Annotated in this window: 10 protein-coding genes; 3 read left to right on the top strand and 7 right to left on the bottom strand. The window is 68.4% G+C overall.

All coding sequences use genetic code 11. The features are described 5' to 3' along the window. Positions 1 to 5: 5 nt before the first annotated feature. The 4 genes from QA861_RS06975 to QA861_RS06990 are packed head-to-tail and all read right to left on the bottom strand — an operon-like array spanning position 6 to position 6188. Positions 6 to 2282, bottom strand: coding sequence for an alpha-galactosidase (locus tag QA861_RS06975; protein ID WP_334587332.1), 2277 nt, complete (start codon positions 2280 to 2282; stop codon positions 6 to 8). Continuing rightward, positions 2279 to 4186, bottom strand: a complete 1908-nt coding sequence (locus QA861_RS06980) for a discoidin domain-containing protein (RefSeq protein WP_334587333.1) — start codon at positions 4184 to 4186, stop codon at positions 2279 to 2281. The genes QA861_RS06975 and QA861_RS06980 overlap by 4 nt, the downstream gene beginning before the upstream one ends. Positions 4187 to 4198: 12 nt before the next feature. Then, positions 4199 to 4990, bottom strand: a complete 792-nt coding sequence (locus QA861_RS06985; protein WP_334587334.1) for a Tat pathway signal sequence domain protein — start codon at positions 4988 to 4990, stop codon at positions 4199 to 4201. Positions 4991 to 4994: 4 nt separating this feature from the next. Beyond that, the gene (locus tag QA861_RS06990; RefSeq protein WP_334587335.1) at positions 4995 to 6188 is read right to left on the bottom strand and encodes a glycoside hydrolase family 88/105 protein; all 1194 of its coding nucleotides are present in this window, start codon (positions 6186 to 6188) and stop codon (positions 4995 to 4997) included. Between the two features lie 404 nt (positions 6189 to 6592). On the opposite strand from QA861_RS06990, the gene QA861_RS06995 reads away from it, so the two are divergent. Both QA861_RS06995 and QA861_RS07000 read left to right on the top strand, forming a co-directional pair. Continuing rightward, positions 6593 to 7429: an aldo/keto reductase gene (locus tag QA861_RS06995; protein ID WP_334587336.1), complete on the top strand. Its 837-nt coding sequence runs from the start codon at positions 6593 to 6595 to the stop codon at positions 7427 to 7429. Between the two features lie 428 nt (positions 7430 to 7857). Next, on the top strand, positions 7858 to 8550 hold the full coding sequence (locus tag QA861_RS07000) for a glycoside hydrolase family 75 protein (protein WP_334587337.1): 693 nt from the start codon (positions 7858 to 7860) through the stop codon (positions 8548 to 8550). 96 nt (positions 8551 to 8646) lie between these two features. Here QA861_RS07000 and QA861_RS07005 read toward each other — a convergent pair whose 3' ends face one another. Both QA861_RS07005 and QA861_RS07010 read right to left on the bottom strand, forming a co-directional pair. Further along, the gene (locus QA861_RS07005) at positions 8647 to 9348 is read right to left on the bottom strand and encodes an SDR family oxidoreductase (RefSeq protein WP_334587338.1); all 702 of its coding nucleotides are present in this window, start codon (positions 9346 to 9348) and stop codon (positions 8647 to 8649) included. An 81-nt stretch (positions 9349 to 9429) separates the two neighbouring features. Further along, entirely contained in the window at positions 9430 to 10344 is a 915-nt protein-coding gene (locus QA861_RS07010) for a class I SAM-dependent methyltransferase (protein WP_334587339.1), read from the bottom strand. Positions 10345 to 10500: 156 nt separating this feature from the next. On the opposite strand from QA861_RS07010, the gene QA861_RS07015 reads away from it, so the two are divergent. Continuing rightward, the gene (locus QA861_RS07015) at positions 10501 to 11271 is read left to right on the top strand and encodes a phytanoyl-CoA dioxygenase family protein (protein ID WP_334587340.1); all 771 of its coding nucleotides are present in this window, start codon (positions 10501 to 10503) and stop codon (positions 11269 to 11271) included. Positions 11272 to 11395: 124 nt separating this feature from the next. Here the strand turns inward: QA861_RS07015 and QA861_RS07020 are convergent, their stop codons facing one another. Next, on the bottom strand, positions 11396 to 13117 hold the full coding sequence (locus QA861_RS07020; protein WP_334587341.1) for a glycoside hydrolase family 6 protein: 1722 nt from the start codon (positions 13115 to 13117) through the stop codon (positions 11396 to 11398). Between the last annotated feature and the right edge of the window lie 66 nt (positions 13118 to 13183).

Below are 13183 nucleotides of genomic sequence, written 5' to 3' on the forward strand. Positions count from 1 at the left end.
TTCCCTCAACCCGTGTACTGCGCGAAGACCTTGAGGTAGTCGTACGGCTGCTGCGTCACGCCGCTGCAGGCGTCGCCGTCGGTGCCGGAACCGCACGGGCGGTCGCGGTTGACCGACCAGTAGGTGAGGCGGGCGATGTGGTGCTCCTGCGCGTAGGCGAGCATCGTCCTGAAGTCGGCGAGGCGGACGCGCTCACCGGAGTCGTCCGTTCTGCCGTTCATCGACGACAGGCCGATGTGGGCGTAGGTGGTCGCGTCGGTGTAGCCGTACGCCGCCTTGACGCGGGCCTTGAGACCCTCCATGGCCTGGGTGGTCAGGCTGCCCATGTTGGTGGCGCCGCCGCCGAAGTCGAACGGCATGACGCACCACACGTCGTTCGCCAGGCCGGAGTTCGCGGCCCGCTTGATCATGTCGACGCCGGTGGCGTCGGGGCCGCTGGTGGTCGTGCCGAAGGTGATGATCGTCTTGAGGCCGGGGTTGTTCGCCTTCACCGTCTTCAGCGCGTCCACCACGCGCTGCCGCACGGTCGCGTCGGTGTTCTCGATGTCGATGTCGAGAACCTTGAGCCGATAGGCGTTGATCACCTTCTGGTAGGCGCCCGCGAGTGCTCCGGCGCTGGAGCACTTCTCGCCCAGTTTGTTCCCGCTCCAGCCGCCGACGGACACGACGACGTCACCGCCTGCGGACCTGATCGCGTCGATCTTCGACTGGTCGTTGCCGCCGGTCAGCGGGCGGGTGCCGTCCCACTTCGGGTCGCAGGTGCCGTCGGAGAGGACGAACGCGAGCGTGAACCACTTGACGCCGGTCGCCGACATCACGGCCGTCGGGTTCTGGGGACTGCCCCAGCCGAGGTACTCGTAGGGGGCGACGGCCATGCCGGGCGCTGCGGCTGCCGGGGATGCGTTCCCGCTCTCTGCAGAAACGTTCACGTTGTTAACCGGCTTCACACGGATCAGCCGTGTTTCACCCGGCCGCAGTGTCGCGCTGTACGAGTCCGCGATCACGCCCTTGTGAGAGCCCGACCAGAGGTCGGTGACATCGCCGGAACCGCTGAAGCCCACCTGCGACCAGTTCACACCGACCGTGGTGTTGCCGGACGTTCCGGTGTTGAACAGCGCCACCACGTAGTCGCCGCTGTTCTCGCGTTTACTGAAGACCTGCCTGACACCACTGTTCACAACCCGTTTCGCGGCCACCCCGTCCTGGTCGACGCCGATCAGCCGGTCGTTGGCCAGCATCGCCTTGTCCACGGAGTCGAGTGCGGTGAGGTCGGTGCCGAGCAGCAGCGGGGACGCCGCCATCGCCCACAGGGTGAAGTGCGAGCGCCGCTGGTCTGCGGTCAGCCCCGCCCGGTCACCGTTGCCGATCTCCAGCGAGTCCAGGTCGTTCCAGCCGCCGGGTCCGGCGTGCGGCTGCCAGGACGCTGCGGTGTTGAAGCGGGCGGAGACATGGGACCAGTCGGTCAGCGGATAGCCGCTGCCGTTGGCGCCGGGTCCGCAGTAGCACTCCACGTCGCCCTGGGTGCGCCAGCTGTTCGCGAGCCGGCCCCAGGTGGAGGCGTCCGCGATCGGCAGACTGTTGGACAGCGCGTAGTTGATGGGCCGTCCGGTGACACGCAGGGCCTTGTCCCAGGCCTGGACGTCGGGGATGTCCTGGCTGCCCACGCCGTCGATCTTCAGGTAGTCGACCCCCCAGGAGGCGAACTGCTTCGCCCACGAGTTCACGAACTCCTGTGCGCCCGGCTTCCCGTAGTCGATGTAGTACATGTTCTTGCAGTTGTAGTTCTTCTCGGTCTTCGACGTGTCGGCGATGTCCTTGGCGTGGTACGCCGTGCCCTCGATCGGCGTGTTCTTCAGCACGGCGTTCTTGGCGATGCCGGGTGTGACGTAGAAGCCGAACTTCAGGCCCTTGGAGTGGATGTAGTCGGCCAGTGCCCTGATGCCGCCGGGGAACTTCGCCGAGTCGACGGTCCACCGGCCGGCCGAGTCGACGACGAAGCCGTTGTCGTCGCACTTCTGCCAGAAGTCGTCGAGGTTGACGTACACATAGCCGTGGTCCTTCAGACCGCTCGACACCAGTGCGTCGGCCTGTGCCTTCATCTTCGCCTCGGTCGGTGTGCGCCGTACGAAGCTCCAGCTGCTCCAGCCCATGGCGGGCCGGACCGACTGGCCGTTGTCGGAGGCGGCCGCCGGGCGGCCGGCGGCCAGCAGCGGGATCGCCGAGGCGATCAGCAGCCCGATCACGGCCACGACCAGCGATCTGACGCGGGTGATACCCGTCATGACTGTCCCCCGTTCACCGGAGTCGCGTTCACCGGCGTCGCGTATGAGGTGCCGATCCACGCCTCGTCGACGCGCAGGCGTTTGTAGCGGGTGGTGTCGGTGGCGGCGGCCCAGGTGGTGTCGACTTCGAGGCGGACGTAGCGGGCGTCGACGGCCGTGAGATCGATCCCCTGGATCCCGCGCCGGCTCGCCAGTTGGCCGGTCTTCACCGCGTTGCCCCAGGTCGAGCCGTCGTCGCTGACGAACACCTTGTAGTCCTTGATCCGCGCCGACTGCTCGGTGTCCGAGCGGGCGTACGCGACGGAGTCCTCGCGCTGGTTGAGCCCGACGTACCGCGCCTTCTTCGCCGAGCCGAGGTCGAAGGTGAGGTTGACGGGCAGCGACTTGTCGCTGTCCCAGTAGGTCCCGTAGTCGCCGTCACCCGCCGCTGGAGCTCCGTGGCCGCTCGCCGACGCGCTCGCGCTCACCCTGACGCCGGAGAGGACGCCCTGCCGGCCGGCCGTGGTGACCTTGAAGACGGTGTCGTACGGGTCCCAGCCGCCGAGGCCGCTCAGGGTCAGTACGCCGCCCGACTGTGACCAGGAGACCGCTGCTTTGGTACGGAGGTCGGTGACGGCGGAGATGCGGTAGCCGTTGTCCCGGATGCGCAGCACGCTGGTGCTGGGCGGGGTCAGGACGTGCACGTACTGGCGGTTCGGGTCGGCCCTGGCGACGGTGGTGACGCCGTGCGCCCCGTCGTTCCAGAAGCCGGGTTTCAGACCTCCATGCAGATAGCCGCCTCCCTCGGTGCCGTGCAGGGACTCCCAGATGGGGCCGAGGTAGGAGTCCGCGAAGGTGTTGAAGGCGGCCTGGTTGGCCGGGAACACGCCGTTGACCTGGGCGGTCTCCGCCATGAGGGCCTTCACGGAGGAGCCGGCGTTGGTGACGAGCCGGCCGAGGGTGAGCATGCGGTCGACGGCGGGGTCGGAGCCGTCGTACCACCAGGCGCCGGACGAGGGGAGCTTGAAGTCGGCCTCGGTCAGCCGGGGTTGTGCGGTGTATACAGCCTGCGGGTAATCGTATGCGGGCGACATTCCCGTCTTCTGCTCATTGCTGATCATGTCCATGATCGGCGTGTCCTCGTTGTTGTTGCTGAGCGTGTAGCCCGGCCGCTTCTGCTGGATCTGCGCGTAGAGGTTGTGGCTCTCCCAGTACGCGTTGTCGTTGTCGATCCAGAAGCCCCCGAGGTCGGGATAGCGGTCCATGACCTCGAAGAAGTTGTCGTAGCCGAACTGCCCGAAACCGTCACGGGTGGTCAGGTCGACGTTCGTGCCCTTGTAGGCCGAGTACGCCGCCGAGTCGAGCCACTCGTGGCCGCCCTCGTCATGCCATTGCGGATCGTCGGTCATGTAGAGGATGACCTTCAGCCCCTTGGCCTTCGCGGCGGTGATCAGCTCGCCGACGAAGTCCCGTTCGGTGGAGCAGGAGCCCGGGATCTTCGACGGCCAGGGGCGGGCATAGCCCAGGCGGCTGTGGAAGGTGGCGAGGACGAGGTACTGCGTGTGCAGTTTCTGCGCCTCCTTCACCCAGTAGCCGGGCGTCCAGCCGCCGTTCGTGACGTCGCTCTCCCAGGCGGAGCAGTTGGTGTGGGCGGGCGCGGTGCGCAGGCCCCAGTGCAGGAAGAGGCCGCCGGTGGAGGCCCGGAGGAAGTCCTGGCGGGGGTTGTCCAGGTCGAGCGGCCGCACCGTTGAACCAGTCGCGTCGACGGCCTTGCTGACGGCTGCACGGGAGACGGAGTGCGGAGCGGGTTGCCGCACGGAGAGCGGGGCCGCGAGGGCCCCGGGCTGGGTGAGTCCGAGGACGGCGGCGAGGACGAACAGGACGATCGCCCCGGCCCTGCGCGGGGAGACGGTGGGGGGGTTCATGGGGGCGGCTCCTCAACCGAGCTGGTAGCCACGGAGATTGGTGAGCAGCATGTAGGCGTCCTGCAAGGATCCGGAGGTGTCGCCGAGGGAGCGGTAGATGCCCCACTTGGGGCGCACGCGGTCGGCCAGGAAGGTGTCGACGCCGGTCTTCGAGGCGTCGATCACTGTCGAGCCGGCGGACTTGAGGATCCAACGGACCGTGCCCGCCGAGCCGTTGCCGACCTTGATCTGGAAGTCGACGTCGGTCCATCTGTCGTGCAGCGGGTCCAGGTTCGTGCGGCCGATCAGGATGTCGTCGATGGCCAGTTTGAGTTCGATGGTCTGCACGCCGTTCACCCGCCGCAGTGACTGGACGACGAGCGGGGAGGTGCCGTTGCCCGGCTGCTTCATCTGCATGATGTGGGTGAAGGTGGTGGTCGCCTTCAGCGAGCTGGGGATGTACATCGAGTAGGTGACCCGCCAGGTCTGCCCCTCGGTCCACTTGAGGTAGTCGCTGCCGCTTCCGTTGCGCAGGCCCGTGACCTCCTGGCGCTGGCGGTCGGTCGAGGTGTCGCGGTCGACGGTGTGCATGTTGAAGCGCCAGTTGTTGCCGGTGGCGTAGATGTGCGGGTGTGCGGCGGGGTGGGAGTCGGCGCGGTCGTCCTCGACGGTCTCGAAGGCGCCGAGGCCGTCGGCGCTCGCCGACGGAGCCCACTTCTGCTGCCAGGAGGCGGCTTGGGCAGGGGTGGCGGCCGGTAGTCCGACGGCCGCTCCGGCGGCCCCGCCGAGGGCGGCGCCCAGCAGCGCCCTTCTGGATGTGCTCATGACACTAATCTCCTCGCAGTTGTTCGTTCATGATCAGGAAGGCACCCAGACCGTGGAAGTCGTTGACGGCCCGGGTACGGGCGACGTAGTACGCGTAGTCGCCGACGTTCGTGCCGACGGAGATGTCGGCGAGTTCGGTCCGGCCGTCCGCGCCGGTCGAGAGCTTGGCGAGGACACCCTGGTGACCACGCTCGGCGACAGCCTTGAAGTGCGGGTCGAGATAGCCGCGTCGGGCACCGCGCGAGAGGGCGTAGGCGAACATGCTGGAGCAGGACGTCTCGGTCCAGTTGCCGCTCTGGGCGCCCTTGTCGATCACCTGGAACCAGCGTCCGGTCGCCGGGTCCTGGTACTTCTCCAGACCGGCCGCCAACTTGCGCACGATGGCGAGGAGTTGTGGGCGGCGCGGATGGTCCGCGGGGATCGCGTCGAGGACGTCGACGATGGCCATGGAGTACCAGCCGACCGCACGGCACCAGTGCTCGGGAGCTAGTCCGGTCCCCGGATCGGCCCAACTCGCGCTCTTCGACTCGTCGTAGGCGTGTCTGAGCAGCCCGTTCGCTACCTGCAGATGACCGCCGTAGACGGCGAGTTGCTTCGCGGCCTCGTCGTTCGCGTACGCGCTGTCGCCGAACTCCCTGCCGTACTCGACGAGGAACGGGTTCACCATGTAGACGCCGTCGGCCCAGAGTTGATGGGCGCGGCTCGCGGTGTCCGCGTGCCAGAAACCGCCGTCGCCCGTGCGCGGGTAGGTGTTCAGGCGGTCGCGGATCTTCCTGGCCGCCGTGCGGTAGCGGTCCTGGCCGGTCTCATGGTGCAGGATCACCAGGAGCCGGCCGGCCTGCATGCTGTCGAGGCTGTTGAAGGGCTGGTCGATGGAGCCGTCGCTCTTCACGAAGCGGTCGACGTAGTCCTTGATGTAGGCGAGCTGGCGGGCGTCGTGGGTGCGCCGGTAGACGAGGTACTGGCCGTAGAGGTAGAGGCCGACCGGGTAGGACCAGCCTCCGATGGTGCTCGGCGTGTATCGGGCCATGGTGGAGTCGACGACGGCCAGGGACCGGTCGGGGTCAGTGGCCGGGCGGGGTGCGGGCCGAGCGCTCACGGCCGCGGCCGGTTGCGGAACGGCCGCAGGGAGGGCGGACAGGGTGACGGCGGTGAGCGCGACGGCCGTGAGGGCCGTGGACAGACGCCGGTGTCTCATGTTCATCCCCTTCGGTGGGATTCAGGGGTTTTGTCGGACCTTTCATCGGATGTCTTGCAAATGGAGCACTCCCGTCACGACGGAAGGCAGCACAGACTCGTCCAAGGACGCGTACCTGCTTTCCGGAAGGGTGGGGGAGGGAAAGCCCAGGTCAATAGGTTGTTCACATAGCCGAACAGAGTTCAGCAACTCGTTCGACGGCGCCATACAGCGTCGCGGTATGACGGGCTGCGGTCAATGGTCCGGACCGATGACCTCGGATGCATTTTTGGCCAATCTCGCCTCCGGGACTGACTCGCCGGTCAGTTCGCACGGGTTCTCCGGCGCCGAAGCGGCCCGGGATGCGGCACGGCTCGTGATCGTACGATGGGAGTCCCCACCCGACGACTGAAGGTCGAGAGCTCGTGAGCAGCAAGGTCCCCCCGATCATTCTGAACAACGGCGTCGAGATGCCCCAGCTGGGCTTCGGCGTCTGGCAGGTGCCGGACGACGAGGCGGAGCGGGCGGTCGCCACCGCCCTGGAGACCGGGTACCGCAGCATCGACACAGCGGCGATCTACGGCAACGAAGAGGGCACCGGCAAGGCCATCGCCGCGTCCGGCGTCCCCCGCGAGGACCTCTTCGTCACCACCAAGCTCTGGAACGGCGACCAGGGGTACGACTCCACCCTCCGCGCCTTCGACACCTCCCTGGAGAAGCTCGGCCTGGAGTACGTGGACCTGTATCTGATCCACTGGCCGCAGCCGGCCAAGGGCAGGTTCGTCGACACGTACAAGGCGTTCGAGAAGCTCGCGGCGGACGGTCGTGCCCGGTCCATCGGCGTCTCCAACTTCCTTCCGGAGCACCTCGACCGGCTCCTCCCCGAGACGTCGGTCGTCCCCGCGGTCAACCAGATCGAACTGCACCCGCATCTCCAGCAGCACGAGTCCCGCGAGTACCACGCGGAGCACGGCATCGCCACGGAGGCCTGGTCCCCGCTCGGCTCCGGCAAGGGTCTGCTGGAGGTCCCGGCGATCGTGGCCATCGCCCAGAAGCACGGCCGTACGCCGGCCCAGGTCGTCCTTCGCTGGCATCTTCAGCTGGGCAACGTGGTGATCCCCAAGTCCGTGACGCCGTCCCGGATCAAGGAGAACATCGAGGTCTTCGACTTCAGCCTGGACACGGAGGACCTCGCGGCGATCAGCGCGCTGAACGAGGGCCGCCGACTGGGCCCGGACCCGGCCACGTTCGAGTCGGGCTGACCGCGGCATGACGACCCGCACGACAACGCCCCGGTCCGCGCCGACTCCGGTCACGGTTCCGGGGCGTTTCGCTTGCCCCGGCGCGCGTACGCGGCCGTCGTGGAGTCAGAAAGCGTGCAGTCCTGAAGTCCTGAAGCAGATTTTCAACGCCGCCGGGACGTCGCTCCGGCCGGCGGCGACCGGCGCCACATACCTGGCGGGCAGGACCCACGCGCACCACGCCCACCACCCGCGATCCCCCTGAACCGCCCGGCGGCCCCACGCCGTCCCCACTCCCGCCCTGCCTCCGCCGCGTCCAACTCCCGGCGGGACAAAGACATCCGGGCAGCGGCGAACCCTGGTCGACAGGGTTGACGCGAGCATGCTGGCAGGTCCATTTTGGAGCCCACCCGGTAAGGAAACTTTCCTAACAGAAGGGTCCCCCCACAGTGCGTTCTCGAACACTGACCCTCACCGCGGCCGCCGGTGCGGCTCTGCTCGCCACGGCCGCGCTCCCCTCGTCCGCCGCGGGCGCGGCCCGGCCGGCGTCCACCAGGGAGGGCTCGGTCAGCGCGGCCGACCTGCTCGCCAAGGTGACGTCCTGCTCCCAGCTCTCCAACGGCAAGTACAGGACCGACGACGAGACCTCGGCGTCGGTCCCCGTGTGCGGCAAGAACGGCGCCGTGTTCTGGAAGGCCGACATGGACGTCGACTGCGACGGACAGCGCACGTCGAAGTGCAGCGAGAACACCGACCCCTGGTACCAGGACGACACCGCGTTCCATCAGTCCAACGGCAAGCCGCTCAAGGCCGATTCACTGCCGTACGTCGTCGTGCCCAGCTCCAGCAGCATCTGGAACTACTCCGGCGCCGGCATCAAGGGCGGTGGCGTGGTGGCCGTGATCTACAACAACAAGGTCGAGTACGCGGTCGTCGGCGACACCGGCCCCAAGATCATCGGCGAGGCGTCGTACGCCACCGCTCAGGCCCTCGGCATCGACCCCGACCCCGAGACCGGCGGCACGGACTCCGGCGTGACGTACATCCTGTTCAAGAACTCGCAGGTGTCGCCCATAGAGAGCCACAGCGCGGCGGTCTCCCTCGGTGACCAGCTGGCCAAGCAGTTCATCCGCAACAACTGAGCCCCCCGGGGGAGGGCAATCCGGGGGACCGGTGCCGCGTGCACGTACGTGACGCCCACCGGTACCCCGGGTCGAGCAACTCGCCCTGCTCCTGTCTCAGTTGGGCTGACCGATCGGCCGTACGACGAGGGTGTTGACGTCTACTCCCTCCGGCTGCCGGATCGCCCAGACGATCGAGTCGGCCAGCTGGTCGGCCGTCAGCAGATGCCCCGGGGGCAGGCTGCCGTAGCTGTCCCAGAAGGGGGTCTCGACTCGCCCGGGGGCCACCAGCGTCACACCGACGCCGAACTCCGTGACCTGGCGGCGGGTGTTCTCGGCGAGGCCGGTCACCGCCCACTTGGTCGCCCCGTAGAGGTTCCCCGGCGTGTTGACGAAGCCGGCGACACTGCCGACCAGCACGATCCGGCCCCGGGTCTCCTTCAGCGCGTCGATCGAGGCCCTGATGAGCAGCGCGGGCCCGAGCACGTTGGTCAGCACCATCTCGGACCAGCCGGCCGGGTCACCCTCGGCGACCGAGTCGTGGGTGGCGAACCCGGCGTTGGCGACGACCGTGTCCAGCCGCCCGAACTCCTTCAGCGTCGTCTCGACGGCGGCGCGCACGTCGTCGTACTCGGCCGCGTTCCCGGGAATCGCCAACAGGGCCTGGGGGCGCCCGAGTTCCTCGGCGAAGTCGGCCAGCCGCCGCTCGCCCCGGCCGGTGACGGTGACCCGGTGGCCGGCGGCGAGCAGCTGGCGTGCGACGGCCGCGCCGATACCGCTGGCGCCACCGGTGACAAGTGCGACGGGTGAGTCGGTCATGGTGTCTACCCCCTGTGTGTGTGAACAGCGGGGAGTCCATCACTTGAAGCGCCCTCGAAGTCAAGCCGGGGGCGGGCGCGACTACGTCTGCGGTTTGCTGCCCGTGTACAGCGTGTGCGTGGCCAGGACGAAGATGTCGGCGCGATGGTGGAGGCCCGCCTTGTCTTCGGGGTCGAGGAGGCGGTCGAGGGTGGCGCGGTCCTCGGCGTCGAGTTCCTCCGCGAACATCGTGCGGCGGCGGTCGAAGACGCCGATCACATAATCGCGGGCCTCGTCCGTGAGCGGGGCGGGGAGATCGAGGAGGAAGGAGCGGGTGCCGGAGGGACGCAGGCCGGCGGCGGTGAGCAGGGCCGGCCAGTCCTCCGTCTCGCGCACGTGGCCGGGCAGGGAAGTCCGCATCTCACCGAACCAGGACTGCTCGATCACGTCGAGCCGCGCCTCCAGACCCGGGCGCCCGAAGCCGAGGTCACGCGGCAGGTTCCGCTCGGGGAGACCGCCCTCCATCACGGCGAGCGTGCCGCCCGGCGCGAGGACGGCGGCGAGCGCGGTGAGCGCGGCGCGTTGGTCCCCGACGTGGTGCACGACCCGGCTCGACCACACCAGGTCGGCGGGATACTCCAACTCGCCTAGCCCAACGGGGAGTTCGGCCACCACAGTGCTGAAGCGGTCGGCGGTGCCGAGTCGTTCGGCGTTCTCGCGGGCCCGCTCCAGAAGCGGTGCCGAACTGTCCGCCGCGACGATACGCGCCTCGGGGAACGTCTTCGCGAAGAAGCCCGAGATGATGCCGGGGCCGCTGCCCGCGTCGACGATCAGCCCCGGTTCGGGCTGCTGCCCGGACAGCCAGGCCAGGGCGTCCGCGTAGAGGGGCGCGAACAGTTCGGCCTGTCCCTCCAGGTGCGGGATCATCTTGGCGAAGTCGATGTCGTCGTGGCTGTGGGAATGACTGTGGGCGGGGGTGGGTGCCTGGTCGTGGTCGTGCCGGTGCTGATGGGCCATGGTGTGCGGGCCTCCCGTTGTCGTTGGCACCAGCCTGCTCCGACCTCGCCGAACCGGCCAGTTCTGTTGCCGTTACGGCAAACAGGAATTCGCTTCTCGACCGTACTCGGCAATAACCGGATGCGCGGGCCGGCCCCGCTCCCCCACGATGTCCGTATGGACGACGAGCTTGTGGAGTGCTTCCTCGAAGACGGGTTCGTGAAGATCGAGGGCGCCTTCCCGCCGCGTGTCGCCGAGCACTGCGCACGGATGCTGTGGCGGGAGACGGGGTGCGACCCGGACGACCCGGGCACCTGGACGAAGCCCGTGCACTGGGTGTCGGACATGGCGCAGGGCCCGTTCGCCGCCGCCGCCAACACCCCTGTGCTGCATGAGGCGTTCGACGCGCTGGTGGGCGAGGGCCGCTGGGCGTCACGCTATTCGCTGGGCAGCTTTCCGTTGCGGTTCCCGCACGAGGAGGAACCCGAGGACGCGGGCTGGCACATTGAGGGGAGCTACTTCCCCGAGGGCGCGACCTGGCCGTACACGAACCTCCGTTCCCGGGACCGGTCCCTGCTGATGCTGTTCCTGTTCACCGAGGTCGGCGAGGCGGACGCCCCGACCCGCATCCGGGTGGGCTCCCAGCTGGACGTACCACGGCTGCTGGAGCCGTACGGCGAGGAGGGCGTCTCGGGCCTGGAGATCGCCCCGGAACTGGTCGAGGCCTCGGCACACCGGCCGCTGGCCTACGCCACGGGGAGCCCCGGCGACGTGTACCTCTGCCACCCTTTCCTGGTCCACGCGGCCCAACCGCACCACGGCACCCGCCCCCGCTTCATGGCCCAGCCCCCACTGCATCCGACGGCACCCTACGAGCTGGAACGTACGGATGAGACGTACTCCCCGGTGGAGCTGGCGATCCGCCGGGGACTGAGCAAAACGGCCTGAGCGGGCCCGATGAGATAGGCCGCACACCCGCGCCCCTTCTTTGAGGCGCGCGGGGAACTGCGCGGCCGGCCCCCACCGGACCCGCGGCCAAAGGCGAACCACGAATCGGTGAAACCGGCGGAGCTTAAAGCGCCGGGTAGGCGTTCCTCATCAGCTCCTGGAACTGGGACGAGAACCAATGCCCGGCGAGCGGCGAGTTCGCGAGCGCACCCGACATGTGGTTGTTGTTCAGCGGGTTACCCGTGTACGTCGGGTCGCACATCCGGTCGAATCCCTTGCCCTCGTCGTTCGGGATCGCCGAGCTGGCACCGTCGGACTCGCCCGGAGGCTTCATCCACACGTACGCGTCGATCCCGGCCGCCGGAGCCGCCTTCGGGCGTTCGCCCAGACCCGCGCCGGCCTGGTTGCACCAGTTGCCGACATGGATGCGCCGGTCGATGCGGCCGCCCTCGACATACGTGTCGACGCTGGTCGACGCGCCGGGGCCGGTGGGCCGTGCGGTGCCGCCCCAGCCGTTCCTGGACGTGTCGATCAGCATGCCGATGCCGGACGGGAAGCCGGCGGTGACCAGCTGGTTACGGAAGGCCTGCGCGAAGGACAGTTCGTCGGTGTAGCGGTTCCAGTCGACCCACTTCGACTCGCGGACGGACTTGCCGGCCACGGTGTCGTTGATGGTGAAGTTGGTCTCCTTCAGGGCGCTGTAGTTGGCGGTGTTGCTGATGAATCCGTGCACGTCGTTGACGGTCGCGCCCTCGGCGGTCGCCGCCTGCTTGAACAGGTCGGCGGCAGGGGCGAAGTTGTCGTCCCAGCCGAGCCAGCCGTGGTGGCCGGCGTCGATGTAGTTGTAGACGTTCGGCACGTCACCGAGCTTGCCCAGCGCGTAGCCGACGCCCTTGATGTAGTTGCCGTTCGCCTTCATCACGTTGCACGCGGGCGTGGCCGTCGGCCGGCTGCCGGCGTTGGTGACGAGGTTGGGCAGCGAGTCGATCTCGACGGTCGTGACGATCCGCAGGCCCGCGTACTTGGAGTCCGCGAGGATCGCCGCGATCGGGTCGATGAACTGGGTCTTGTACTTGTCGATCTCCGTCGGGCCGAGCTCTCCGTTGGAGGCGAGGGCCGCGCAGTCCCGTCCGGGCAGGTCGTAGATGACCAGCTGGACGACCATTTCGCCGGTGCCCTTCTGCTGGAGGGCCGCGTCGAGGTGGGCACGCAGGCCCATCTTGCCGCCCGTTCCGTTGATCGCGGCGATCCGGTCCAGCCAGACGCCGGTGGGCTGGCTGGAGATCCGGCTGCCGCCCGGCTCGGCGGCGGCGTTCGCCGACCACTCCGGGTTCACGTACACCTTGGCGCCGGCGTACGGGTTGTCGACCCTCGTGCCTGTGCCCGGGCCCGGATCCGTGGGGCCGGGGTCCGTGGGGCCGGTCCCGCCGTCGACGTTGCAGGTGACGCCGTCGAGGGTGAAGGTGGTCGGGACGGCGTTCGTGCCGCTGTAGCTGCCGTTGAAGCCGAAGCTCACCGAACCGCCGGTGGCGAGTGACCCGTTGTAGGTCTCGTTGGCGACGGTCACGGCGGTACCGCTCTGGGTGAACTTCGCGTTCCAGCCGCTGCTGACCTGCTGGTTACCGGCGTAGGCCCACTTCACGGCCCAACTCGACTTGGCCGCGCTGTTGTTGGTGACCGTTACGGCGGCCGTGAAGCCGGTGGACCACTGGTTCTGCACCGTGTAGGCGACGGTGCAGGGGATCGCGGCGATGCCGACGTCGGCCTGTGCGGCGGCCGCCGCGGCGCCGGTGGCACCGGCGACCAGCGCCATGGAGGCGAGGATCGCTGTTCTGGTACGACTCATGAGTGCGGATGTCCTCTCGTTTTCCTGTGGGGTGAGAAGCGCCTTGCTGTGATGGGGTGTTGGTGC

The organism is Streptomyces sp. B21-083 (genome assembly GCF_036898825.1).
Classification (GTDB): Bacteria; Actinomycetota; Actinomycetes; order Streptomycetales; family Streptomycetaceae; genus Streptomyces.

Bases quoted from the DNA above. Each gene is read 5' to 3' on its own strand.
- QA861_RS07015 (WP_334587340.1), top strand. From the start codon at position 10,501: ATGGACGACGAGCTTGTGGAGTGCTTCCTCGAAGACGGGTTCGTGAAG.
- QA861_RS07005 (WP_334587338.1), bottom strand. From the start codon at position 9,348: ATGACCGACTCACCCGTCGCACTTGTCACCGGTGGCGCCAGCGGTATC.
- QA861_RS06980 (WP_334587333.1), bottom strand. From the start codon at position 4,186: ATGAACCCCCCCACCGTCTCCCCGCGCAGGGCCGGGGCGATCGTCCTG.
- QA861_RS06990 (WP_334587335.1), bottom strand. From the start codon at position 6,188: ATGAGACACCGGCGTCTGTCCACGGCCCTCACGGCCGTCGCGCTCACC.
- QA861_RS06985 (WP_334587334.1), bottom strand. From the start codon at position 4,990: ATGAGCACATCCAGAAGGGCGCTGCTGGGCGCCGCCCTCGGCGGGGCC.
- QA861_RS07010 (WP_334587339.1), bottom strand. From the start codon at position 10,344: ATGGCCCATCAGCACCGGCACGACCACGACCAGGCACCCACCCCCGCC.
- QA861_RS06975 (WP_334587332.1), bottom strand. From the start codon at position 2,282: ATGACGGGTATCACCCGCGTCAGATCGCTGGTCGTGGCCGTGATCGGG.
- QA861_RS07020 (WP_334587341.1), bottom strand. From the start codon at position 13,117: ATGAGTCGTACCAGAACAGCGATCCTCGCCTCCATGGCGCTGGTCGCC.